General features: G+C 61.4%; 19 protein-coding genes. 11 read left to right on the forward strand and 8 right to left on the reverse strand.

Annotation, left to right across the window (positions count from 1 at the left end; genetic code table 11):
- Positions 1–9: 9 nt before the first annotated feature.
- The 7 genes from N008_RS21175 (at position 10) to N008_RS21180 (ending at position 8,587) form a co-directional block, all read left to right on the forward strand.
- Entirely contained in the window at positions 10–408 is a 399-nt protein-coding gene (locus tag N008_RS21175; protein WP_052381067.1) for a DUF5958 family protein, read from the forward strand.
- Positions 409–602: 194 nt separating this feature from the next.
- The gene (locus N008_RS01370; protein WP_044018162.1) at positions 603–1,370 is read left to right on the forward strand and encodes a slipin family protein; all 768 of its coding nucleotides are present in this window, start codon (positions 603–605) and stop codon (positions 1,368–1,370) included.
- Between the two features lie 196 nt (positions 1,371–1,566).
- On the forward strand, positions 1,567–1,713 hold the full coding sequence (locus N008_RS22885; RefSeq protein ID WP_156108953.1) for a hypothetical protein: 147 nt from the start codon (positions 1,567–1,569) through the stop codon (positions 1,711–1,713).
- Between the two features lie 149 nt (positions 1,714–1,862).
- Complete coding sequence (locus N008_RS01375; RefSeq protein WP_044013184.1) at positions 1,863–3,188, forward strand: aspartate kinase; 1,326 nt, start codon at positions 1,863–1,865, stop codon at positions 3,186–3,188.
- A 157-nt stretch (positions 3,189–3,345) separates the two neighbouring features.
- Positions 3,346–4,494, forward strand: coding sequence for a diaminopimelate decarboxylase (gene lysA, locus N008_RS01380; RefSeq protein WP_044013186.1), 1,149 nt, complete (start codon positions 3,346–3,348; stop codon positions 4,492–4,494).
- Positions 4,495–4,692: 198 nt separating this feature from the next.
- Complete coding sequence (locus N008_RS01385) at positions 4,693–6,180, forward strand: SDR family oxidoreductase (RefSeq protein WP_044013188.1); 1,488 nt, start codon at positions 4,693–4,695, stop codon at positions 6,178–6,180.
- A 550-nt stretch (positions 6,181–6,730) separates the two neighbouring features.
- Positions 6,731–8,587, forward strand: a complete 1,857-nt coding sequence (locus N008_RS21180) for a prolipoprotein diacylglyceryl transferase family protein (RefSeq protein WP_052381068.1) — start codon at positions 6,731–6,733, stop codon at positions 8,585–8,587.
- A 94-nt stretch (positions 8,588–8,681) separates the two neighbouring features.
- On the opposite strand, the gene N008_RS01395 is transcribed toward N008_RS21180, so the two are convergent.
- Both N008_RS01395 and N008_RS01400 read right to left on the reverse strand, forming a co-directional pair.
- Complete coding sequence (locus N008_RS01395) at positions 8,682–9,617, reverse strand: hypothetical protein (RefSeq protein ID WP_044013190.1); 936 nt, start codon at positions 9,615–9,617, stop codon at positions 8,682–8,684.
- Positions 9,618–9,627: 10 nt separating this feature from the next.
- The gene (locus N008_RS01400; RefSeq protein WP_044013192.1) at positions 9,628–12,177 is read right to left on the reverse strand and encodes a type IA DNA topoisomerase; all 2,550 of its coding nucleotides are present in this window, start codon (positions 12,175–12,177) and stop codon (positions 9,628–9,630) included.
- 279 nt (positions 12,178–12,456) lie between these two features.
- Between N008_RS01400 and N008_RS22610 the strand changes: the two genes are divergently transcribed.
- Positions 12,457–13,794, forward strand: a complete 1,338-nt coding sequence (locus tag N008_RS22610) for a T9SS type A sorting domain-containing protein (protein ID WP_081910542.1) — start codon at positions 12,457–12,459, stop codon at positions 13,792–13,794.
- Positions 13,795–13,874: 80 nt separating this feature from the next.
- Here N008_RS22610 and N008_RS21185 read toward each other — a convergent pair whose 3' ends face one another.
- Positions 13,875–14,822, reverse strand: coding sequence for an SUMF1/EgtB/PvdO family nonheme iron enzyme (locus N008_RS21185; protein WP_052381069.1), 948 nt, complete (start codon positions 14,820–14,822; stop codon positions 13,875–13,877).
- A gap of 191 nt (positions 14,823–15,013) precedes the next feature.
- Between N008_RS21185 and N008_RS01415 the strand changes: the two genes are divergently transcribed.
- A complete protein-coding gene (locus N008_RS01415; protein WP_044013195.1) occupies positions 15,014–15,442 on the forward strand; it encodes an EamA family transporter in 429 nt (142 codons plus the stop codon).
- An 84-nt stretch (positions 15,443–15,526) separates the two neighbouring features.
- Here the strand turns inward: N008_RS01415 and N008_RS01420 are convergent, their stop codons facing one another.
- From N008_RS01420 to N008_RS01440, 5 genes are all read right to left on the reverse strand, one after another.
- Positions 15,527–16,474 carry an NAD(P)-dependent alcohol dehydrogenase gene (locus N008_RS01420; RefSeq protein WP_044013197.1) on the reverse strand — a complete coding sequence of 316 codons (948 nt, stop codon included), beginning with the start codon at positions 16,472–16,474 and terminating at the stop codon, positions 15,527–15,529.
- A gap of 177 nt (positions 16,475–16,651) precedes the next feature.
- Positions 16,652–17,419, reverse strand: a complete 768-nt coding sequence (locus N008_RS01425; protein ID WP_316963299.1) for a carbonic anhydrase — start codon at positions 17,417–17,419, stop codon at positions 16,652–16,654.
- An 89-nt stretch (positions 17,420–17,508) separates the two neighbouring features.
- Entirely contained in the window at positions 17,509–19,125 is a 1,617-nt protein-coding gene (locus tag N008_RS01430; RefSeq protein WP_081910544.1) for a SulP family inorganic anion transporter, read from the reverse strand.
- Between the two features lie 163 nt (positions 19,126–19,288).
- The gene (locus N008_RS01435; protein WP_044013199.1) at positions 19,289–20,689 is read right to left on the reverse strand and encodes a sensor histidine kinase; all 1,401 of its coding nucleotides are present in this window, start codon (positions 20,687–20,689) and stop codon (positions 19,289–19,291) included.
- A gap of 118 nt (positions 20,690–20,807) precedes the next feature.
- Positions 20,808–21,485, reverse strand: a complete 678-nt coding sequence (locus N008_RS01440; RefSeq protein WP_044013200.1) for a response regulator transcription factor — start codon at positions 21,483–21,485, stop codon at positions 20,808–20,810.
- 294 nt (positions 21,486–21,779) lie between these two features.
- Between N008_RS01440 and N008_RS01445 the strand changes: the two genes are divergently transcribed.
- Positions 21,780–22,568, forward strand: coding sequence for a polysaccharide biosynthesis/export family protein (locus N008_RS01445; RefSeq protein ID WP_044013202.1), 789 nt, complete (start codon positions 21,780–21,782; stop codon positions 22,566–22,568).
- Positions 22,569–22,703: 135 nt separating this feature from the next.
- Entirely contained in the window at positions 22,704–25,097 is a 2,394-nt protein-coding gene (locus N008_RS01450; protein WP_044013204.1) for a GumC family protein, read from the forward strand.
- The last annotated feature ends 24 nt before the right edge of the window (positions 25,098–25,121 follow it).

Genomic DNA, 25,121 nt, shown 5'->3' on the forward strand with positions numbered 1-25,121 from the left:
ACGCACCTCATGCCGCCCATCCCCGACAACGTACTCAACCGCCTGGCCCAGCACCAGCTGCCGTGCAAATGGGCTTGGGCGTGGTTTGCCGTGTTGTCCGTAGAGGCGCAGCAGGCCCGGCTAACTGAACTGGCGGACTACATTCAGCAGGCGCACCCCACCCCGGCGCTGGTGCAGCAGGCCCTGACGGAAGCTCCCGTGAAGCCCACCGCCACCCCGCTGGTGTTGCTGAGAATTCACGGCCTGCCGGAGGCACTGCGTCGCATCCAGCAACTGCCGCCACCCGAATATCCGAATGCTTTCCGGGCGTTGTTGAGCCTCTTCAGAGTGGCCGACGCCCACCGCCGCCGCACCCAGTGCCAGCATGGCTGCACCCACGACTGGCATAACTTGCCGCCGCTGTCCTGAAGGGCCCTACCATTTCGGCGGCTTGCCCTACCAAAATGGGGTGGCAGGCCAACTAGCTCCCATTGCTGCTGCCGCTGAAAACCTCGTTTTTGAAGCGCAATCGACCTTCAAGCCAAGCCAACTACTGGCTGGCACGGCGCGTGTACCATCTGTCGCAACAGTTTCACTTTTGCGGCCCTGGGCCACTCCTGATTATGCTTACGCTGTATATTTTTCTTGCCTTGGGGCTGGTGTTGCTCTTTATGGGCCTGTGCATTGCGCAGGAATACGAACGGGCCATTGTGTTTCGGCTGGGCCGGTATGTAGGGCAGCGCGGGCCGGGGCTGTACTGGATTATCCCGTTCATTGAGCGCCGGCAAACCATCGACATCCGCACCAAAACCGTGGACCTGGAGCAGCAGGAAACCATCACTAAAGACAGCGTCACCATCAAGGTGAATGCCGTGCTCTGGTTTAAGGTGGTGGATCCAGCCAACGCCATCATCAAGGTGGCCAACTTCAACCAGGCCGTTTACCAGCTGGCCGTTACGGCACTGCGCAACATCATCGGGCAGCACCAGCTGGATGAGGTTCTGCGCGGCCGCCAGCAGATCAACGCCTCCCTGCTGCAGCTGGTAGACGCCGCCACCGAGCCCTGGGGCGTGAAGATTGAGCTGGTGGAAATCAAGGATGTGGAGATTCCCGAATCCATGCAGCGCGCCATGGCCCGCGAGGCCGAGGCCATCCGCGAGAAGCGGGCCCGCATCATCAAGGCCGAAGCCGAGCTGGAAGCCAGCGTGAAGCTCACGCAGGGAGCCCGCGAGATGGAAAATAGCCCTATGGCCCTGGAACTGCGCCGCATGCAGATGCTCTCGGAAATCGGCATTGACAACAACACGACCACCGTGGTGCTCATTCCGTCGGAGTTCACCAACCTGGCCCGCGGCTTTGCCCAAGGGCAGTCGGCTACCACGGTTTCGTAAGCCGGGCGGGCTGCTGCAAGCGGCCCGGGCGCTGTCCGTCAGTTGGCCGCTTGCAGCGCAGAAACGATGTGCTGCGGCCAGCTGTAGGGCCACTTTTTCCGGATCCGATTTGGAAGTTACCACAACTGCGGCCGTACTTGCGGCCGCAAAACGGCGCGGAAGCTTGTTCCTTACGCCAGCCGTTGCCCCTCCCATCATGCGCCTTTCCGCTGTTTCGTCTGCTTCCTGTGCCTCACTGGCTTGCGCCGGCGTGGTGTGCGTGGTGCGGAAGAACAGCAAGCGGGCCGGCCTGACCCTGGGCCTGATGATGGTCAAGAAATCGAAGAAACGCAACCCGACCTGACCGTCGCAACCGTTCGTCGTACCTCCCTACCACTGAACTTCCAAGCGCCGGTCCTTCCTAGGATCGGCGCTTTTTTTTCGCCTGATGTTTCACCTAGCCCGCAACCTGGCGGGCGCATTTCCCGACCTTCCGGTTCGGTTTCCTGCACTATGAAAGTTCTCAAGTTTGGCGGTACGTCCGTCGGGTCGGCGCAGCGGATGCGCGAGGTAGCCGAGCTGATTCATGCGCCCCATGAGCGGCGCATCGTGGTGCTGTCGGCCATGAGCGGCACCACCAACACGCTGGTAGGCATTGCCGAGCTGCTGCGCGCCGAGGACGTGGCCGCCGCCACGGCCCGCATCGAAATCATGCGCCAAGACTACCTGATGGTGGCCCGCGAGCTGCTGCCCGATGCCGCCCTGGCCGCCGCCGCCAGCAAAGACCTCGACACCGTATTCCGCACCCTGTTCGACCTCACGCGGCAGCCGCTGTCGGCCTCGGGTGAGCGGGTGATTCTGGCCCAGGGCGAGCTGCTGAGCACCTGCCTGTTTCACCACTACCTGACCAGCGTGCTGCACCGCGACGCCGTGTTGCTGCCGGCGCTGGAGTTCATGCGCCTCGACCACAACGACGAGCCCGACGCCGACTACATCCGGGAGCACCTGCAGGCGCAGCTGGCGCAGCATGAAGGCCGGCCGCTGTTCGTCACGCAGGGCTACATCTGCCGCAATGCGCATGGCAAAACCGATAACCTCAAGCGCGGCGGCTCCGACTACTCGGCCTCGCTGATCGGGGCCGCCGCCGATGCCACCGAAATCCAGATCTGGACCGACATCGATGGGCTGCACAACAACGACCCGCGCGTGGTGGAAGGCACCTACCCGATCCGCGAGCTGTCGTTTGACGAGGCCGCCGAGCTGGCGTACTTCGGGGCCAAGATTCTGCACCCCAGCTCCATTCTGCCGGCCGCCAAGCACGGCATTCCGGTGCGCCTGCTGAACACCATGCAGCCCGAAGCGCCCGGCACGCTCATTTCCAGTCAGACCGGTTCCGAGCCCATCAAGGCCGTGGCGGCCAAAGACGGGCTGGTGGCCATCAACATCAAGTCGAGCCGGATGCTGCTGGCGCACGGTTTCCTGCGCAGCGTGTTCGAGGTGTTCGAGCGGCACCGCACGTCCATCGACATGATTACGACCTCGGAAGTGGCCGTGTCGCTCACCATCGACGACGCCACCCACCTGCCCCAGATTCTGGAGGAGCTGCGCGGCTTCGGCACCGTGGAAGTGGACCGCGACCAGACCATTATCTGCCTCGTCGGCAACCTGATCCAGGAAACCAACGGCGCTGCCCGCCTCGTATTCGACTCACTGGCCGACGTGCCGCTGCGCATGATTTCGTACGGCGGCTCGCCCAACAACATCAGCCTGCTGGTGCACTCCTCCGACAAAGTACGCACCCTGAAAGCCCTGAACGCCGGCCTGTTTCAGCGAGCCTAACCCCCTCTCCAAAAGAGAGGGGGGACTAGCTGTAGAAAAATAGTTTTCACTCACCTTTTCATATCTCACTCCCAGCCCATTTCCAGCTTTCTAGTAGGCTAGAAACTAGTTCCCCCTCTCTTTTGGAGAGGGGGCTAGGGGGTGAGGTTTCGTTGACATGCCTTTCACCCTTGCCCCCGAGCTGCACGCGCAGCCCACCCCTTTCTACCACTACGACCTGGGTTTGCTGGATGCCACGCTCACGGCGCTGCAACAGGCGGCTCGGCCGCGCAACTTCCAGGTGCATTACGCCCTCAAGGCCAACGTCAACCTGCCTGTCCTGGCCCGCATCAAAGCCCACGGCCTGGGTGCCGACTGCGTGAGTGGCGGCGAAGTGCAGCGGGCTTTGGAAGCTGGTTTCGCGCCGGAGCACGTGGTGTTTGCGGGCGTGGGCAAGTCAGATGCGGAAATCCGGCTGGCGCTGGCGGCGGATATCTGGTGCTTCAATGCCGAGTCGGCGGAGGAGCTGGCGGTGCTGAATGAGCTGGCCTGCGCGCAGAACCGCACGGCGCGGGTAGCCCTGCGCATCAACCCCAACGTGGACGCCCATACTCACGCCTACATCACCACCGGCCTGGAAGCCAACAAGTTCGGTATCAGCCTCGCCGATCTGCCGGCCGTGGTGGCGCAGTTCGGCAGCTGGCCGCACCTGGAGCTGGTGGGCCTGCACGCCCACATCGGCTCCCAGATTACCGACCTCAACGTATTTGCCGAGCTCAGTCAGCGCCTCAACGAGCTGCAGACTTGGCTGGAAAGCCAGGGCCACCAGCTGCCGCACCTCAACGTGGGCGGCGGCCTCGGCATCAACTACGAGCAGCCCGACGGCCAGTTGATTCCGGATTTCGAGGGCTACTTTTCGATGTTTGACCGGCACCTGGTGCGCCGGCCGGGCCAGCAGGTGCACGTGGAACTGGGCCGCGCCGTGGTGGCGCAGTGCGGCACGCTGCTGAGCCGGGTGCTCTACGTGAAGCAGAGCCAGTCCACGCGCTTCGCCATTCTGGATGCCGGCATGACTGAGCTGATGCGCCCGGCCCTCTACGGCAGCTACCACCACATCCAGAACCTGAGCAGCACCGCCCCCGAGCTGCTCTACGACGTGGTCGGCCCCATCTGCGAGTCGTCGGACACGTTCCGCAAAGCCGTGCCGCTGCCCGAAACCCGGCGCGGCGACCTGGTGGCCATCCGCTCGGCCGGGGCCTATGGCGAGGTGATGTCGTCGGGCTACAACCTGCGCGAGAAGGTGGCGGCGGTGTACGTGGGCGGGTAAGGCTAGGCGTTTACAAGCCAAGGAACGTCATGCAGAGCGGAGCGAAGCATCTCGCCAGTGTAGTAGTTGTACCACACTGGCGAGATGCTTCGCTCTGCTCTGCATGACGTTCTACTTTCTGCGCTTGGAACATGCCACAGCACACGGCAACCTCTGCGCGCGCTGGGAGTTACATACTTACACTTACCGCGCCGCGCCATGAACATTCTGCTTACCGGAGCCAACGGCTACATTGGCCAGCGTTTGCTGCCGCTGCTGGTAGCGGCCGGCCACCACATAGTGTGCCTCGTGCGCGACCCGCGCCGCTTCGAGCTGTCGGACAGCCTTCGGGCCAGTGTGACGGTGGCCGAGGGCGACCTACTCAAGCCCGAAACGCTGGCGGCGCTGCCCCTGGAAATCGACGCGGCCTACTACCTGGTGCACTCCATGAGCGGCCACGACAAGGACTTTTTCCGGCTGGAGCAGCAGTCGGCCCTGAACTTCCGCGCCTACCTCGACCGCACGAGTGCCCGGCAGGTGGTGTACCTGTCGGGCATCGCCAACGACCGGGCGCTGAGCGTGCACCTTCGCTCGCGCAAGGGCGTGGAGAAGATTCTGGGCAAGGGCCGCGTGCCACTCACGGTGCTGCGGGCCAGCATCATCATCGGCTCGGGGTCGGCGTCGTTTGAGATTATCCGGGATTTGGTGGAGAAGCTGCCCGTGATGATTACGCCGCGCTGGCTGAACTCGCGCTGCCAGCCCATCGGCATCCGCGACGTGATGCACTACCTCATGGCCGTGCTCGATAACGATGCCTGCCTGGGCCGCTCCTTCGATATCGGCGGGCCCGACGTGCTGACGTACCGGCAGATGCTGCTGGAGCTGGCCGCCGCCCGCGGCTACCGGCGCTACATCGTCACGGTGCCGGTGCTCACGCCGCGGCTGTCGTCGTGGTGGCTGTTTCTGGTCACGCGCACCACGTTTTCGCTGGCCCAGAGTTTAGTGGAGAGCCTGCGCAACGACACCGTGGCCACCCCTAAACGCAGCATTACGGCCGTGGTGCCGCACACCTGCATGAGCTACCGGCAGGCCGTGGACCTGGCCTTCCAGCGCATCGAGCAGAACGAGGTGGTGAGCAGCTGGAGCGACGCGCTCAGCAGCGGCGTGATGCCCCGCAACTACATGGACCACATCCGGATTCCGCAGTACGGCCTGCTGCAGGACCGCCAGACCCTGCGCTTCACCCGCGACCCACAGCAGGTGCTGCAGAACGTGTGGAGCATTGGCGGCGAGCGGGGCTGGTACAAGGTGGACTGGCTTTGGCGCACCCGGGGCCTCATGGACAAGATGGTGGGCGGCGTGGGACTGCGCCGCGGCCGCCGCTCCCCCACCGACCTGCGCGCCGGCGACCCGCTCGACTTCTGGCGCGTGCTCGTGGCCGACCGCGCCCAGGGCCGCCTGCTGCTCTACGCCGAAATGAAGCTCCCCGGCGAGGCGTGGCTGCAGTTCCGCCTATTGCCCAACCCCGATGGCTCGCACACGCTGGAGCAGCTGGCCGCCTTTCGCCCGCGCGGGCTGGCCGGGCGCCTGTACTGGTATTCGCTGGTGCCGTTTCACTTCATCATTTTCAAAGGCATGATTGAGAACATCGTGCACTACAGCGACTCCGTGCCGCTGCCGGCCGTGGCCGCCAAGCAACCCGCGTAGGACAGCGCGCCCGCCCGCGGCACACACCATAGGCCTCATTCCGTCGTTGTGCTGGCCACCCTAGCCGGTGCGGCCCCAGCCGTTCGTTATCAGGATACGCAGGGTCGCGTTTCGGTGGTAATCATGAGCCTATGGAAACATAGGTGGCTCCCAGGCTTGTGCCTGCCGGCTGCCTATCCTATTCAGCTCACAAAAAGCCAGACGCAGGAGCCTGTTCCTTCGAGGGTTCAAAAATCCCTGATTCCACTTTTTAAACATCTTTATACCAACAATATATATTGCTATAAACCAATTTAAAAAGTCTGACAGTGCGGAATTGTGGTTGGTGGCAGATAAGGAGTAGGTAGTAGCTTTCCTTCAGTTACCACCCTATTCTTATTCAGCTGGTTTCGGAATGATCCAGCGCGTTGTCGTTAGTGAACTGCAAGGTGTGTGTGGCCGTCTTTCTTCTGGATTGACGGCCATTTAGTTTCCCCCCCTGCGGTTGCCCTGGCAGTGCGAATAGTGGTTGAATTGCGACCTGTAACCCACTTGTATTCCTACTACGCCTATGCTCTGTACTGTTACGCTGCCGCTGCCCACTGCCGTCGGGCACAGCTACTATACTACGTTCTACCTGCTGGCCTTCGGCTTGAACCTGGCGCTGCTGGTGTGGGAAGGCCACCGCCGGGGCTACGCCATGCGGCCGTGGCTGGTGGTGCTAGCCTGCACCACGCTTAGCTTTATTCTGGGCACCAAGCTGCTGGCCTTGTCGGGGCCGGAGTGGCAGGAGTTGCTGCAGACGGGGCACTGGCCGGGCTCGGGGGCGCGCACGGTGCTGGGCGGGGCGCTGGCCGGCACACTCACGCTGCTGGCGCTGCGGCGTCCGTTCGGGTTCAGCTGGCACGTGTTCGATGCCTTCACGCTGCCGATGTGCGCGGCGCTGGCGGTGCAGTGCGTGGGCTGCGTGCTCACCGGCTGCTGCTTCGGCGAGCTGACGGCCGGCAGCTGGGGCCTCACCTATGCGCCCGGCACGCTGCCCTACCTGTGGCAGGAGGCGCGCGGGTTGCTGGCGCCCGGGGCCGCGCAGTCGTTGCCGGTGCACCCCACGCAGCTGTATTCGCTGGGGCTGTGTGTGGTGGTGGGCGGCGTACTGGTGCTCACGCGGCACCGGGCGTGGCCGGGCGGCAGCCGCCGTCTGCTGCACCTGGGGCTGCTGCTGGCCGGCCGCTTCCTGATTGAGTTCTGGCGCGACCCAGCAGGCGAGCAGGTGGGCGCCGAGTTCCACAGCCACGCCGGCCTCGTCCTGAAACAGGTGCAATGGGCGCTGCTGCTGCTGGTGCCGCTGGTGCTGGGTAGCTGGGGCTGGCTGCTGTACTGCAGCCGGCACACCGCACCGCAGCCCGAGCAGCTGCCCACCCAGCACCCCGTGCGCAACCTGCTGGCGGTGGCCGGGCTGCTGCTGCTCACGGCCTGGCTGGGGCCGCAGGCTCTCACGCGCCCCGAGGTGCTGGTGGTAAAAACGCTGCTGCTCACGGTGCTGGTGCTGGAAGGCGGCGTCCTGCTGCTGGGCGCGGCCGGCACGCTACGGCCCGCCCGCGTGGCGCTGCCCCTCACGCTGGCCGCCGGCGTGCTGGTGCTCACCAGCCAGACGCCCGCCGATTCCAGCAGTGCGCCCTACTTCTCGTTTACGCCCGGCTACGTCGCCGGCCGCTACGATGAAGACGTTACTTATAGCCCGAGTGGGGGCTGCTCCGGCTCCGGCGGCCCTAGCACCCGCGCCGGCTACTACCACCAATATCGGGCGATGGGCGGCGAAGCTGCCTACACACGGCCCAGCCTCCACCGGCCGGGCCGCGTAACCTACGGCATGGGCATCTATGGCGGCAGGGAGTATGTGAATGCGCAGAGCCTTCTCCTAGGCAGCCCGTTTTTGACGGGCAATGCCACCGACGGACGGCGCTTTCCGCTGTTCGATGTAAACCCATTCATTGTGCGCGACCGTAGCCGGCCTGGCCGTTTCGGCTATGGCGTGCGAGTTGGGCTGCACATGGGCCATCTGGCCAACGTAGCGCCCGAAAACGCCGAGGACTCGCTAAGAACAGAATACGTCCTGCCCGATGCCAGTATCTGGCTGGGGGTGCGCCGCACGCTGTTTTTTCAGGCCGATTATGGTAATGGTCTGTTGGCGTTGGGCAACGGCACCGGCCGTTTGGCACTTGGCTCGGGCCTGGGCTCCGACTGGAACCGGCAGTTACTGGCTGGAGTGGCACTATCCAACCACACCCCTGGCTTGTGGATGGGTTTCCTGAGTGCCAGCTTCCCGGTCGGCCGCACCGGCCTGTGGCTGGAACCCTACGGCGCCACCGATTTCGGGCGGCATCGGCAGGTGTCGTTACGGGTGCAATACCGGCTGCAGGCACGCTAGTAGCAGGTGCGGCAACTTAGCCACTTGTAGTCTTCCAGCGCCCTATGCCTCAAATCAGACATAGGTAGAGTATTACCTGTAAGATATGGCAAGCTTACTTCTTGGCTGGCGCCCAATTCTGACTTTTGTGTAACGAATCCAACAGCCTATATAAGCGAGTCAACCCGAATGAACCTATTCCTCCCTTGTCGTCCACCTGCAAGTGGCGGCCATCTGCGTACGCTATGTGCAGCGTAATATATGGCACGTGGTTGTAACCAACCTGATATTCACGCTTCAGCTTGTCTGGTTGCAGATAATTCACCAACTCGACTAGTTGTTGTTGTGCACGGCTGGTGAGGGTAGTGCTCAGGTCCTCACACTTCTTTTTAGCTTTATCCAGTACCGGATATTCGCAGGAGTGATAGGTAACGCTGTCCTGAGGCCCAATGCGTATTGCTATTTCCTCAACTTCGTGATAGACGAAGTGAGAGGCATACAGCAGGCTGTCGACTCGTGTATTCGTGGGAGCAGGATTATACTCTATCAAACCGCCAAAACGGTAGGTCAGTAAGAATTCCTGGCGGCCGTCTTTCTCCAGCGGTTCCGTTATCAGAAAGGGCTTGTAATAATCGGAGTAAGCAATCAGCGGTTGGGTACCTTGATAGACGATGCGTGCTACCGGGCAATACCGGTAAAACTGTCGGCGGAAACGCTCCAGCACCAGACTATCGCCCATATCCAACACACAGATGACTTTGCTTTTGTTGTAATGGCTGCCGGTTATCAGCAGGTCTGTCAGCCCATTTCCATCAACATCTGCCTTCTCCCAAGCCTTGATTTTCTCTCGTTTATACAGTCTTTGTACTCGCTTATCTTCAAATCGAAGCTGAGAATCAACAACGAAATTTTTGTAATAATCATCCAATGACCTCACCATCTGCTGCACAGCAGAATCCGAGTCCAGCTTCGCTAGCTTTCCTTGCCTTTGAGCAGTAGCAGACCAGCTTGATAACAGCAAGAATATGAATACGGTATAGGCTTTCAGCATACTATGCGAGTTATCCTTGGCCAAACACCGGCTCAATCCGGCCTTCCGGATTGATCTGCAGAATGGCTTCGTAGTTCTTGCCGCTTTTTGCGGACACAAACCCGCGGATGACGCCGGTTTTGCCTTTGCGCAGTAGCTGATTCATCTGGGTGTCGGTTAGGGTTTTGCCGCCCCACTCGAAGGGCACGCGGAACTGGCAGTCCTCGCGGAAGCGGGAGCAGCCCCAGGCGCTTTTGCCGCGCAGCATCTGGCCCAGGCGGCACACCGGGCACGGAATCTGGCCGGGGTCCTGGGCGGTGGTGGGCTTGCTTTCGGCGGCGCGCACCAGTTCCAGCGTGCGAGCCGGCGTGAGGCGGATGGCGGCGTCGAACTTCTGGCCCATATCGTCCACGAAGCCTTTCATCACCGGCGTGCGGCCCTTTTTCAGTAGCTCGCTCACCTGCTTGTCGGTAAGCTTCTTGCCCTCGAACTCGGTGGGCAGCCGGAACTGGCAGCCTTCCTTCCAGCGCGAGCAGCCCAGCGCCGACTTGCCGCGCAACACGCGGCCGCTGCCGCAGGCCGGGCATGGCCCCAGCGCCCCTGGCACGGCCGGCGTGGCGGCGGCTTTCGGCGGACTGGCTTTGGCGGTGGCGCCGGCTTTCTGGCCGGTGAGGTCGGCCAGCTCGGGCTTGTGGATGCTGATGCCGCGGCCTGAGCCATCCTGCTTCACCTCGTGCACCATTTCGCGCACCAGCTGCTGCAGCTCGCCCAGAAACTGACTGGATTCCAGCTGGCCGCCTTCAATCTGGCGCAGCTTCCGCTCCCACTGCCCGGTCAGCTCCGCCGACTTCAGCGTGGGGTTACGGATCAACCCAATCAGTTCGACGCCAGTAGGCGTGGGCACAATTTTTTTCCGGTCGCGGCGGATGTAGCCGCGTTTGAACAGGGTTTCGATGATGGCGGCGCGGGTGGAGGGGCGGCCGATGCCGTTTTCCTTCATGGCCTGGCGCAGCTCCTCGTCGTCGACGTTGCGGCCGGCGGTTTCCATGCCGCGCAGCAGCATGGCCTCCGAGTACTCGCGCGGCGGCTGGGTCATTTTGGCGTCGAGGCGGGGCTTGTGCGGGCCGGTTTCGTCTTTCTGGAAGCTGGGCAGCACGGTGCTCACCACGTCGTCGTCGCCTTCGCCGGCCGCTTTCGGGGCCGAGGGCGCCTGCTGCTTCTCCGGGTCGCCGTACACCTCGCGCCAGCCGGGGCTGAGAATCTGGCGGCCCCGGACGCGGAACGTGCGCCCGGCCACGTCGGCCGTCACGGTGGTGTTCGACACCTCACAATCCGGGTAAAACGCAGCCAGGAAGCGGCGCACGATGATGTCGTACACGCTGCTTTCGGTGCCGTGCAGGCTGTTGGCGCTGGCCCCGGTCGGGATGATGGCGTGGTGGTCGGTGACTTTGTTGTTGTTGAAAACCTTGGTGCTCTTGCGGATTTTGCCGGCCGCCAGCAGCGGCGCGGCCAGCGCGGCGTGCGCCCCGCCCAGCCCGCGCATGATGCCCGCAATTTTGGGGTACTGGTCGTCGGGAAGGAAGGTGGTGTCGACGCGCGGGTAGCTCACCACTTTCTTCTCGTAGAGGCCCTGCACCGTCTTGAGCGTGTCTTCTGCTGAGAGGCCCAGCTGGTTGTTGCACTGCACCTGCAGCGCCGTCAGGTCGAACAGCGCCGGCGGGCTCTCCAGCGCCTTCTTGATTTCCACGTTGGTCACCGTCAGCGGCTGGCCGGTCACCTGGGCGAGGGCGGCATCAGCCTCTTCCTGGGTCACGAAGTAGCCGCGGGCTTTCAGGCGGGCCTTTTCGTCGGGCTCGTCGTCGTCTTTGCCCTTCTTCACCACGGCCACGTGGCTGAACATGGTGCCGCGGTACTCGGTGCGCAGCACCCAGTACGGCTCGGGCCGGAAGTTCTGGATTTCGTGGTAACGGTCCACCAGCAGCGCCAGCGTGGGCGTCTGCACGCGGCCGATGCTGAGCACCTGCCGCTGGCCGGGCGCGTACTTGAGCGTGAACAGGCGCGTGGCGTTCAGGCCCAGCAGCCAATCGCCGGCGGCGCGGCTTTTGCCGGCCTGGTAGAGGTTGTCGAACTCCGAGCCGTCGCGCAGGTTCTGGAAGCCTTGGCGGATAGCTTCTTCGGTGAGCGAGGAAATCCAGAGGCGCTTGAAGGGCTTGCGGTACTTGGCCTCCATCAGCACCCAGCGCTGAATAACTTCGCCTTCCTGGCCAGCGTCGCCGCAGTTTATCACCTCCTCGGCGTTGGCCAGCAGGTTCTTGATGACGTTGAACTGGCGCACTACACCGTCGTCGCGGCGCATGAGCTTGATGCCGAACCGCTCGGGCAGCATAGGCAGGTCGTGGATGCTCCAGCGCTTCCACTCGGGGCGGTAGTCCTCGGGCTCGCGTAGCTGGCAGAAGTGCCCAAACGTCCAGGTGACCTGGTAGCCGTTGCCCTCGTAGTAGCCGTCCATGCGCCGGTCGGCGCCCAGCACGCTGGCAATTTCACGGGCCACGCTGGGCTTTTCGGCAATGCAGACTTTCAAATTCGCAGAGGTTGCTGATGATATGGATTGCACGGCTGTTGGCGGTCCGTGCGGTGCTCAATCAACAAAGATACGCCGCAGAAAGGTCGGTTGCTGAGGCCTAAAACCACAAGGCAGCGGACTGCTCGTTTAGGCCTTCTATATGTCTGATGATTAAGTGTAATTTAAGACCAGAACGATTCACTTATTATCTCGCACCACCGTGCAACCCTACACCAGCCGGCCCGGTCATGCTCCTGAAAGTCACTTGCTATTTCCCACTCTTACTGTCCGGTTGTTATGCGCACATCTTCCCTGCTGTTCTCTTTTTTACTTAGCGCGGCCAGCGCCAGCGCACAGTGGCAACCGGTAGCCAATCCAATCCCGCTTGGCACGGGACTTTTTGGGGCGAAGCTGGATGCTATAGATTCGCAAACTGCCTGGTTTGCCAACACGTTCTACTTTTTGCCGCCCTTCACAACTCAGTTCTCGCGCACAGTAAATGGAGGCCAGAGCTGGCAAAAGGTCGGGCCGGCCGCCCCCGCCACTGGCCGTCTAACAATGGGCGTGCTGGAAGCCTTTGATGCGCAACATGCCTGGGTGATAAACGAGCTGACCCAAACCGATGGCTCAAAAACCGCACAGCTGCACTATACCGCCGACGGTGGCAGTACCTGGAGCGCCCGGCTACTGCCAGCCGTTACGGTGCGCATAGATATGCTTCGTTTTTTCAGTGCCACAGAAGGCATATTGCTTGATCGGGTAACCGGCGCGCTGTATCGCACCACTGACGCGGGACTGAGCTGGCAGCAGCAAAGGAGCTTTCCCAGCCTGCCAACCAACCAGCGCATCTCTGGGCTGAACGCAGCGGAAGGCGTATTCTGGGTCACTATCTTCTCGGCGGCGCTCGACCCACTGGCCGTCTGGACCAGCCCGGACCAAGGCCTGAGCTGGCAGGTGAAGCCGCTGCCCGCAGGCATCCCACCTTATAGATCAGTGGTATTTCGGGATGCTCAGCACGCACTACTACCACCAGTCTACCAAGGTGGCCCCTGCTATGCTACAGCTGACGCGGGCTTGAGCTGGCAGCAGGTATCATCTCCACCTGTGGGCGCACGAACTGTCACGGCAGTACCAGGAAGCCGGGCCTACGTAATCGGCACAAACTACTATGATGGCATTGCCACTTCCGACAAGGGCTCTGCTATTACCTACGATGACGGCCAAACCTGGACCCAGCTGGACAACACCAATAGTTACTATTCTATTCAGTTTACTTCCCCGACTTCCGGGTGGCATATATTATCTACTGTTGTGCCGGCGGCTGAAGATTTTTCGTACGAGGGCATGGCCCGCTACACCGGTTTGCCATTGGCCACGCGCAGCAGCCGGCAATTAGCGGCAGTGGAGGCCTTTCCCAATCCCAGCACCACCGGCTTCGTAACGGTGAAGCTACCAGCCGGCAGCGGCCAGGTCCGGGGCGTGCGGGTGCTGGATGCGCTGGGCCGCGCGGTATACCAGGCCACGGCCCTTCCCGCCGACCAGCGCCTGGACCTGCGCCAGCCGGGCCCGGGCACTTACACGCTGGAAATCCAGACTGATGCTGGCACCCTGCGCCGGCAGTTGCTACTGCAGTAGTCTACCTTACCGCAACGGCCCACCACCGCCCGGACGAGCATCCGGGTAGTGGTGGGCCGTTGCGGATAGAATGCTACTAACTACTCCACCCGCCGCACCATGCGCATGGTGGCCACGCAGCGGAAACCCAGCCAGCTCTGCGGCCCCTGGTAGCGCTGCTGCGACTCCAATGTCAAGCCCCGCATGGAGCTTTGGAACGAGCCGCCTTTCGCTATGCCTTTTGTAGCCGTCATTTCGGCGGCGTTGCCGATGATGTTGTAGAGGCCGAGGTAGTTGGTGGGGTTCACGTACACGTACTCCAGGCCCAGCTGGCCGGGCTTCGCCGGGCACTCAAACGCTTGGTTGGTTTCGGTCGTGTAATAGTTTTCGCGCAGGTTGTAGGGCAGCCTGTAGATGGCGCTGGCGGCCGGAATCTGCAGCGCAACTAGGCAGGAGTCGAGGCCGGGCTCTTTGCGCGTAGCTACGGGCTTTGGCCGGGCTTTAGGGCTGGGCGGCACCAAGGCGGCCGGCGTGTGGCCGCTGCCGAGCGGGCCCGCGGCAGCCTGTCGCCACTCCGCCTCGGTGGGCAGGCGGTATTCTACCGTCACGTCGTAGCCGCGCAGCTCAGGGTGCTTCTTCTGAAATTCGGTGGAATGCAGCACTGATTCGTTTACGACCATGCTGCGCCATTTGCAGTACGCCAGTGCCTGCTCGTAGCCGATACCTACTACCGGATAGTACCGGAACCCCGGATAGCGGAAATAGATAATGGCCGTGGGGATGCCCGCCACGGCCGTGGGCGGCGCGGCAGTCAGAGCTGTCCAGACCGTAGAATCGGGCAGCTGACTGCGGTAGTACGTTTCCGAGGAATCGAGCCGAATATGCTGCAGATACTCCAGCCAATGAATGTTGGCCACCTCCGATTCGTCGATAAACAGGTTTTCGGCCAGCCGGATGGTACCCGGGGGCTCTGGGGCCTGCGGGGCAGCCGCCCGGCCGGACTGGGCCGCTACGACCTGGCACCACAGGCTCAGGCAGAAAGCCAGCACAGAAGATTTTATCGATACACTATTCATTGGAGTAGACATGCTAAATAGCCCAAAAACGAGGCTAAGCTGAGGATAACAGAGGATTTTATACGACCTATATAGGCTGGCACACAAGGCTTTTGGCAGCAGCATACCCCCGAAGGTAAGCTCGGCTGCGTACGCTACCGGGTAGTGCTTTTTTTCTCTGATATATGTGGGTAGTTTTTTCGTTGCTGGCGGCGTTGTCTGCGGCGGTGGTGGTTACGCTTTCCAAGGTAGGCGTCAAGAACATTGAGTCCAGCGTGGCCTTTGCCATCCAGTCGGTGCTGATTGTGGGTGTGGCATGGGGTGTGGTAGCGTGGCAGGGCCACCTCCCACAAGTGGCGCAGATTGACCGCCGCACCTGGCTGTTTCTGATTGCGGCGGGCATTATCACCTGTGCCTCGTCGCTGTTCTCGTTTCAGGCTCTGAAGATGGGGCAGGCCTCGCGCACCTCGTCGTTCGACAAAATCTCGCTGGTGTTTTCCATCCTGCTGGCCGTGTTTTTCCTGAAGGAGAAAGTAACGTGGCAGGTTATTCTGGGCGCTGCCTTCATGGCCGGCGGCGCCATCCTGATAGCCTTCACCAAGCCCGCCGAGTAAGTGGTGGGTTGGTGGAGTGGTGGGTTGTCCAAATATCAACCCGCCAACCCACCACTCCACCAACCCACTACTCCACTAACCCGGCTACTCCACCGTCAGGACAATTTTGCCGGGCGCGCCGCCTTTTTCGCTCAGGCGGTGGGCATCAGCCAGGTCTTGCAGGGCGAAGGTTTTGTAGATGATGGGCTTGATGGTGCCCGCCTGCAGCCAAGCTGAAATCAGGGCCAGATCGGGGCCGCTGGTTTTGGCCAGGAACATGGATTGGCTTTTGTCGGAAAAGGCGGTGGCCAGCGCGCCCTTCACGAGGGCCGCCGGGTCGGGCATGGTGGTGACGTAGCGGCCCAGGCGGCGCAGGGCGGCTTTGCTAGCGCTGAAGCTGCTCTTGCCGGCCGCGTCGAACACTAGGTCGTAGCGGCTGTGGTCGGTGGTGAAATCGTGCTCTTTGTGGTTGAGCACCCGGTCGGCGCCGAGCGTGCGCACCAGCTCCTGGTTGTCGGGGCCGCACACGCCCGTGATTTCGCCGGCGCCCAGCGCCCGGGCAATCTGCACCGCAAACGAGCCCACGCCGCCCGAAGCGCCGTTGATGAGCACCCGGTCGCCGGAGAGCAGACGACCGTGGTGGAAGAGACCCTGCAGCGCCGTGAGGGCCGCCAGCGGCACTGCCCCGGCCTGCTCCATACTCAACTGCTGCGGTACAAACGCGGCGTTGCTTTCCGCCAGCACGGCATACTCGGCGGCCGCCCCGCCTACGCCATCGGCCGCCATGCCATACACCTTATCCCCGACGCGGAAACGCGTGACGTTGTCGCCGATGGCGGCTACTTCGCCGGCCACGTCGCGGCCCGGAATCTTCGGAAACGTGTGGCCCGTGAGCAGCTTCAGCTCGCCCTGCCGCACCTTCCAGTCGATGGGGTTGACGCTGCTGGCTCGCACACGCACCAGAATCTGGTCGGCTTTGGGCGTAGGGGTAGGCTGCTCGCCGTAGCGAAGCACATCGGCAGAGCCGTATTGGGTGTAGTAGGCAGCTTGCATGGTGACCGGAGCTAAAGAAACAGGGTGTAGCCCGCCTACGCAGCAATGGGGGTGGCAGGTTCGCAAAGGCCGAAATCAGCGGGCCGTAACCCACAAAAAAACCGCCGTAGCCAAGGGCTACGGCGGTTCCAACCACACTTAACTACGTAACTTGCCCGAGGGCAAGACTGGGAGCCATTAGCTGGCTTTTTGCAGGTGAGGACCTTTTTCCTCTTTCTTGTCTTTTCTGGTTTTTTGCGGCTCGTCCAGCAGCTGGCCTTTGTCGGCTCGGGGGTTGAAGCCGGGCTGGCTCTCCAGCACTTCCTCGGCGTGCTTCATGGCCTCGGTGCCGTAGATGTGCTGCAGCTCGCCAATGCCGTTATCCTCCACTTCCAGATTTTTGAGCAGCCCTTCCTTGATGTCATAAACCAAGCCGTGCAGGCGCGGCGGCTTACTGGTTTTGCGGGCGTTCTGGATGATGTTGGTTTTGGCCAGGTTGCGCACCTGCTCGATTACGTTCAGCTCCACGAGGCGGCGCAGGCGCTGCCCTTCGTCTTTGATGCGCAAAAACTCCATTTCATGCATCCGGATAACGTCCCGAATGTTGGTCAGCCAGTTGTCGATGAGGCCGTACTGCTTGTTGGCCGCCGCCGCCGCCACACCGCCGCAGCCGTAGTGGCCTACCACCAGAATGTCCTCGACGCCCAGCACTTCCACGGCGTATTGCAGCACCGACAGCATATTCAGATCGGTGTGCACTACCATGTTGGCAATATTGCGGTGCACGAACATCTCGCCCGGGCCGGTACCGGTGATGGCCGAGGCCGGCACCCGCGAATCGGAGCAGCCGATGAACAGATATTTGGGCTTCTGGCCGTCGGCAAGATTGTTGAAGAAATCCGGGTCGGCGGCTTTCATTTCGGCTACCCACGCGCGGTTGTTGTCTAGTATCTTGTCAATGCTCATGAGAAAGGGATTCAGGGAGTTGGCAAGCGGGCTACGGAGGCAGTGGTTGTGCCCGAAGGCCTGAAGAGATGGTCGTGGTAGAAAGCTCGTTAATGCCCCATCACTTCTACCTGCTGAATACCACGTAGCTCCAGCTTCAGGCCCCTGTCGGGCGCCGACTGGCGAAAGTTTTCAATGGCTTCCAGCACGTCGTAGTCAATCATTTCCGACTCTGTGCCATCCAGAATGACGTGGCTGCCGGGGCCAAATTGCTCCAGCATTCGGATGACACTGGCTTTGTTGAGGAAGGAAACATGCTCGCCCAGTTTCAGGTGGTAGACGCCGGCCGCTTGCAGCTCGGGGGTCTGGCGCAGGAAATAGGCCGACTCGTAGTGCGTTTTCAGAATGTAGAAGATGCCGACCACCAGGCCAATCGTGACGCCCTTGAGCAGGTCGGTGAGCAGCACAGCCACTACCGTAATGATGAACGGCAGAAACTGCTGCCAGCCCAGCTTCCACTGCGTGCGGTACAGGGTTGGCTTGGTGAGTTTGTAGCCCACCATCAGCAGCACGGCTGCCAGCGCCGACAGTGGAATCCGGTTGAGGATGGTTTCCAGAAACAGCAAACTTGTGAGCAGCAGCAGCCCATGGATGAAGGCCGACATACGGGTCTGGCCGCCGGCGTTGATGTTGGCTGAGCTACGCACGATAACAGCCGTCATCGGCAGGCCACCGAGCAGGCCGCTGATCATGTTGCCCGCGCCCTGGGCCATCAGTTCGCGGTTGGTAGGTGTAGACCGCTTGTGCGGGTCGAGCTTGTCCACTGCTTCCACACTGAGCAAGCTTTCCAGAGAGGCAACGATGGCAATGGTGAAGGCCACCATTGCAAAGCCCGGCTTCAGCACGGCCGCCCACTGCGGAAACGTAAACACGCCCACAAAATCCGACCACGAGTTGACGTTGGGCAGCTGCACCAGGTGCTCGGGCCGCACCTTCAGTACGGGCAGCGTAATGTTGAGCAGCGAGCTGAGCGCAATCGAGAGTACCACCACCACCAGCGCCGACGGTACCAGCCGGAATACGGCAACACGCCGGGCCAGCACGTTTTCCCAGAGCACCAGCACGCCCAGCGACACCAGCCCGATCAGGGCCGAGCCCCAGCCAAACGAGCGCAGTGCACCCGCCAAAGCCGAAAACGTGTTCTGGCCGTCGAACTGCAGAAAGGTCATATCCTCGAAGTAGTCGGTATCTACTCCGAGCAAGTGTGGAATCTGTTTTAAGATGAGAATCAGGCCAATGGCAGCCAGCATGCCCCGAATGACGGAGGTAGGAAAGTACAGCCCAATGATGCCGGCCCGTACAAAGCCCATCACCACCTGCAGGGCACCGGCAACTACCGTAGCGGCCAGTATTGCTTCAAAGGAACCCAGTGTCTGGAGCGCTGACAGCACGATGGCCGTCAGGCCGGCGGCGGGCCCGCTCACGCTCAACTGCGAGCCACTCAGCCAGGCTACCAGCAGTCCGCCTACAATTCCGGTAATGATACCGGCCATCAGCGGGGCACCCGAAGCCAGCGAAATACCCAGGCACAGCGGCAGCGCCACCAGAAACACCACCAGGCCGGCAGGTGCATCTTTACCCAGGGAACTGAACACGCCGCCAGGAGCAGCTGTCGGAACCGTAACGGACGCCACTTGTTGCGGCGGAGCCGGAGATATTTCGGGCATGAGTAGACAAGTGGAGTGGCCCATGCCGGCTATGCAACCGACACGAATAGAGAAGAGCAGTCTACAAGTCTAAGGCCGCGCAATTAAGACCCGGTTAAAAGGAAGTTAAAAGCACGTTAAATCACTAACGATCTATAAATCAGCTGCTTTTACAAGGAACTTCCTAACCCAGCGCAGGCCACTCCAGCCACACCTGCGTGCCCTGGCCCAGCTCACTATCCACCCGAATAAGGCCGCCATGCAGCGCCATGATCTTGGACGTAAGCGGCAGCCCGATACCGTGCCCGGGCACCGTGCGGATGGCTTCGGCCCGGAAGAAGGGCACGAACACCTGCAGCCGGTCGGCTTCGCTCATGCCCACGCCCTGGTCGCGCACTTCCAGCACCACGCGCGAGGAGGTGGTAGTGAGGCTGGCTACAATGGGGGCCGTCGTGTTCTTCGAGAACTTACAGGCGTTTTCCAGTACGTTGAGGAAAGCCGAAAGCAGCAGGGCCTCGTTGCCGCGCACTGCAAACGGCTGGCGCACCATGGCCGGCACGTCGCCGAACTCCAGGTCGACCCGGCAGGTGGGGTTGCGGCGCTGCACTTCTTCGTGGGCCTGCAGCAGCAGCTCGTCGAGGCGCAGGGTGGTGAGCGGCACCTGCGAGGGGTCGTCGGAGGCGCGGGCAATCTGAAGCAGGCCGTTGGTGAGGTCTTTGAGCAGGCGGGCCGCGTCGAGGGTGCTTTGCAGCACGCGCCGGTATTCCTGCGGGCTCCGCTCCTGCTGCAGCAGCGCCACTTCCAGCTCGCCAATCAGCACCGTGAGAGGCGTGCGCAGTTCGTGGGAGGCGTCGCGCACGAAGGTGCGCTGGCCGGCAAAGGCCGTTTCGAGCCGGTCGAGAAGCTGGTTGAAGCGCTGGGCCAGGTGGGCAATTTCATCGTAGCCGTCGGCCTGCGACAGGCGGCGGTGCAAGTCCGACACGGTGATACTGTCTACTTCGCGCACCACTTTCTGCATGGGCCGGAGCGCCATACCGGCAAAAAACCAGCCCCCGATGCTCACCATAATAAACGACGACAGCAACCCAAACGCCAGAATATTGCCCAGACTGGAAAGCTTGTCGCGGCTGTCCGTATCCACCGACGAGGCCACCACCACAAAGTCGCCCCGGCGGGCGTCGCGGTATAGCAGTCCCACTGTCTGGTGGTAGTTGGGGCGCAGTTGCACTTCGCGCCCCTCCTGCCGCACGGCGCTCAGCAAGCTCACAGGCACCGGCACGTCGGTCAGCTGCCCTTCCCGGAACACCACTTTGTTGCGGTTGTCATATACACGCACTTCTTCCTCCGGCAGCGTGCGGTAAAACTGGCGCAGGTAGCGGCGGTACGACGCCCGGCTGGCCTCGTCGGCCCGGCCGGTACCGTCGAGGTACACGTGGGCCACAATACGGGCCCGCGCAAACAGGTTTTCGGTGAACGACTCCTGCCGGGCCTGGGCCGTGAAGAAGTAGATAACCAGCGAAAACAGCAGCAGCGTAAAGGCCAGAATAGCTGCAAACTGCAGCGCCAGCCGAAGGCGAATCGTCATGTGGTTTTTTAGGAATTGGGGATTAGGGAATAGGAATTAGGAAGCAGGAAACAGGTCTAATCTGATGCAAAAATCCAGGCCCAATTTCTAAGCCCTAGTCCCTAATCCCTAAAAAAAGCTACTCCTCCTTCATCACATAGCCCATGCCTACCAGCGTGTGGATGAGCTTGGGGGTGAAATCCTTATCTATTTTCTTACGCAGAAAGTTGATGTACACGTCGATGACGTTGGAGCCGGTGTCGAACGAGGTTTCCCACACGTGCTCTAGAATATCAACCCGCGAAATAACGCGGCCCTTGTGGCGCAACAGGTACTCCAGCAACGAAAACTCCCGCGCCGTGAGCTGAATAGGCTGCCCGGCGCGCTGCACCAGCTTGCTACCCGGGTCCAGAGTCAGGTCGGCGAGCTGCAGCACGGCGGCAGCGGCAGCCGCTTCAGGACGGCGCCGAACCAGGGCGCGGACCCGGGCCAGCAGCTCCTGGAAGGCAAAGGGCTTCACCAGATAGTCATCGGCGCCGGCATCGAGGCCGCGGATTTTGTCGTCGGTTTCGCCTAGGGCTGTGAGCATCAGGATGGGTACGGCCGGGTTGTGAGCCCGCACCTGCCGGCACACCTCCAGCCCACTCAGGCCGGGCAACAGGTTGTCGAGGATGATCAGGTCGTGCTGGCCGGAGAGGGCCAGCCGCAGGCCGGTGGGTCCATCAATGGCCACTTCTACGTTGTGTTGTTGCTCCGTCAGGCCTTTATGCAGAAAGGCAGCCACTTTGGGTTCGTCTTCCACCAGCAGGATTTTCATGCAGCGCGAATGTTAGAGATGATGCCGGAATCCGACAGGCCGAAGGTACAGCCTTCGGCGTATCCGGCCCAGTACGCTGCCAGATCGGCCTAGGAGCCTGAAACATAGATTTTTATATATGCACACTTCTAAACTAGCTCTTATCAGTGCAATATTTTATTTAAAAAATTTAATAAATCCTTGCTTTTTCAATTTCAATCCAACATTTTTATAAAAAAGTGCCAGTTAACGAATTCTGGTTAATAACCTGTTAGTGGCCTTTTCCCGCTCCTCTCTCACTACGTTTTGCCAGCCATGCCGTATTCTGCCGTCTCGTCTGCTGTTCGCTTGGTGCTGTTGGGTGTGTTGCTGTTGAGTACTGCGCTGGTTTCGTGCGTTTCCACGCGCGACGTCAGCTATCTACAGGGTAACTATTCGGCCCAGCCCACCAGTGTGGTCAACCAGCCGGAAGAGTACCTGATTGTGCCAAACGATGTGCTCTACATCCGGGTGCAGAGTGCGCAGCCAGAGCTGACCAAAGCCTTCAACCTGCACGAGAACGAGATGCTGTTCGGCCAGTCGGACCCCGGCTCGCTGTATGTCAACGGCTATGTGGTCGACAATACCGGCAACATTCTGGTCCCGACAGTGGGCAAGGTGCTGGTGAAAGGGCTCACCATCAGTGCCGCCCAGGAAGTGGTGCAGAAATCGATAGCCAACTACGTACGCAATGCTACTGTGGTGCTGCGGCTGGTGAGCTTTCGGGTGACGGTGCTGGGCGAAGTGAAAACGCCGGGCCGCTACACCATTTTCAACGACCGGGCGACGGTGCTGGAGGCCCTGGGGCTGGCCGGTGACCTGACGCCCCTCGGCAACCGCCGCAACGTGAAGCTGATCCGGCAAACCAAGGATGGGTCGCAGGTGATGCTGCTCGACCTCACCCGCCCGGAGCTGCTTAGCTCTCCCTACTACTATCTGCTGCCTAATGATGCCCTCTACGTGGAGCCGGTGAAGGCCCTGACGCAACGGGGCAATTCCGTGAACCTGGGGCTGTTGTTTTCCGGCTTAGGCACGGCCGCCCTGCTCTACGGCCTGTTTCGATGAGCCTCACACAATTATGTTATTAAACCATTTTTAAATATAACTATAGTAAATTAAGGCTGTCTGCTCCTATACCGCGAAGCAGCCAAATTTCTGCTCGCCCTGTACTGCCACACCCTCTGCTTTTCCTCTGCTGCTATGGCTACTCATCAAACCCCTTCCACGGCCGACGAGCTAAATTTGAGTAACCTGCTATTCAAGCTCCGGGCACGCTGGTACTACTTTGTTGCTTCACTGGCATTGGCCATGGGCGCAGCTTTTTTCCTAGCACAGCTGCTACCGGTACGCTACGGCTTCAAATCGACGCTGATGCTGTCTGAACGTGCCACGGGTTCGCGCCATGCGCAGGATCTGCTCACGACTGATAACAAGGAGCACGAAACCAAAACGGAAGACGAAATCGGACTGTTGACCTCGGCCGGCCTGGTGAGCCAGGCGTTGCAGGGGCTGGACTTCGGCGTCAGCTACCACGTGGTGCCCGATGTATGGGTGAATGCGCTCCGGCCGCTTAAAACGCAGGAGCTGTACGGCGCCGAGGTGCCCCTGCGGGTGCTGGTCGACAGCGCCTCGCCCCAGGCAACCGGGGTGCGCTATTTTGTGGAGACGCTACCCGATGGCCGGCTCCGGGTACAGGCCGAAGGCAAACAGGTGCCGGTGGTGCAATACGAGACGGGGGCCATGCTCAATACCGTTCCGGAGTTCAGCTTCGAGCGGACAGTGAACCCAGGGGAAGCAGTGCAGGGCCCTTACTCGCGTTTCACTATCGAGGGAAACACGGCAGCGCTCGGCGGCCAGAAGTTCTTCTTTGTGCTGCATACGCTGCCGGAACTGACCAACACATACCGCAACGGCCTCATTGTAAAACCGATTGAGCGCTACTCGCGGGTGCTGAACCTGACCACCAAAGGAGCTGTGCCTGCCAAGGAGCTGCGCTTCTTGGATGCGCTGATGCACACCTACATTGCCAACGACCTCAACGACAAAAATCGGGACGGACGCACTGCGCTGTCATTCATCGACTCGCAGCTGGGCAAAGTAGGCGACTCGCTGCGGCGCTCCGAATCGGCCGTGGCTACGTTCCGGGGGCAGCGCGGCTTGGTAGACGCCTCGCAGCAGGCATCTTCTGACCTGCAGATGCGCAGCCAACTGGAAAATGAGCGGTCCAGAGTCATGAACGCCCGCTTGGCGTATCTCAACGTGCTTAACTATCTGCGGGCTTCTCCAGACGGCGACGCCGTCAGCTCGGCCACTGGCCTTGGGGTGGAAGATCCGGTACTCAACAGCCAGATTATGGAACTGGCCCAGCTTAACAGCCAGAAGGCCGGGCTGGCGGTGGAGGCGTCTGAAGACAACCCGGTAGTGCAGGCCCTCAACAACAAAATTCAGAATCGGCGGGCGGCGCTGCTGCGCAACCTCACCAACCTCGTCCGCTCCTCGGAAGCTGCCCTACGCGGCTACGACCAGCGGCTGGGCGCCGTACGGAGCAGCATCAGCCAGCTGCCGGAAAACGAGCGTCAGCTGGCGCTGCTGCGCAGCCAGGCCGACATCAACGACAAAAACTACACTTTCCTGCTGCAGAAGAAAACCGAGGCCGCCGTGACGCTGGCCACCAACACCAGCGACAAGAAAGTGGTAGACCAGGCCGCCATGGAAAGCAGCGACCCGCTGCCGCCGCTGCCCTCGCAGCTCTACCTGATTGCGCTGGTGCTGGGGCTGGCTATTCCGGCGGGCTTCATCCTGCTCCGCGACCGGGCCGACCAGACCGTGCAGACCGTCGACCAGATTAAGAGCGTGACGAGCGTGCCGTTTCTGGGGTTGATTGCCGATGCCGGCCGGTCGACGAAGCTGGTGCGGCACGAAATGCCCAAATCGGCCGTCACGGAGTCGTTCCGGACGGTGCGCATCAACCTGCAGTACGTGAGTGGCGGCACGCAGCAGAAGGTGATTGGCTTCACATCGTCGGTTTCGGGCGAAGGCAAGACGTTCTGCTGCGCCAACCTGACGGCAGAGCTGGCCTTGTCGGGCAAGCGTGTGGTGCTGATTGAGACGGACCTGCGCAAGCCCACCCTAAGCAGCTACTTCGACTTCCCGGCGCAGCGGCCGGGGCTGTCGGCGTATCTGCGGGGCGAAATCACGCTGGCTGAGGCCCTGCAGCATCCCGGCCACATTCCGAACCTGGACGTGCTGGCCGCCGGCCCCATTCCGGACGACGCCATGGCCCTGCTGGAAAACCCGCGCTTCAGTGCCCTGATCGAGCTGCTCAAAAAGGAATACGACTACGTGGTGCTGGATGCGCCGCCGGTGGGCCTGGTGTCGGAGTACCATATACTGCGGCAGTACATTGATGTATCGGTGTTTGTGGTGCGCCACCGCTACACGCAGCGCACCAGCCTGCAGCACCTGCAGGAGCTGGCCGATAGTGCGCACCCCGGCACGCCGGCCGGCCAGGTGTACGTGCTACTCAACAACGTGAATTTCCACGACACCTACGAGTATCACTACAAAAGCCAGGCGGCTTACTACTCGGTGTAGCAGTGCGCTGGCGGTGTGCCTTGG

The sequence above is a fragment of the Hymenobacter sp. APR13 genome, from assembly GCF_000737515.1.
In the GTDB taxonomy this organism is placed as follows: domain Bacteria; phylum Bacteroidota; class Bacteroidia; order Cytophagales; family Hymenobacteraceae; genus Hymenobacter.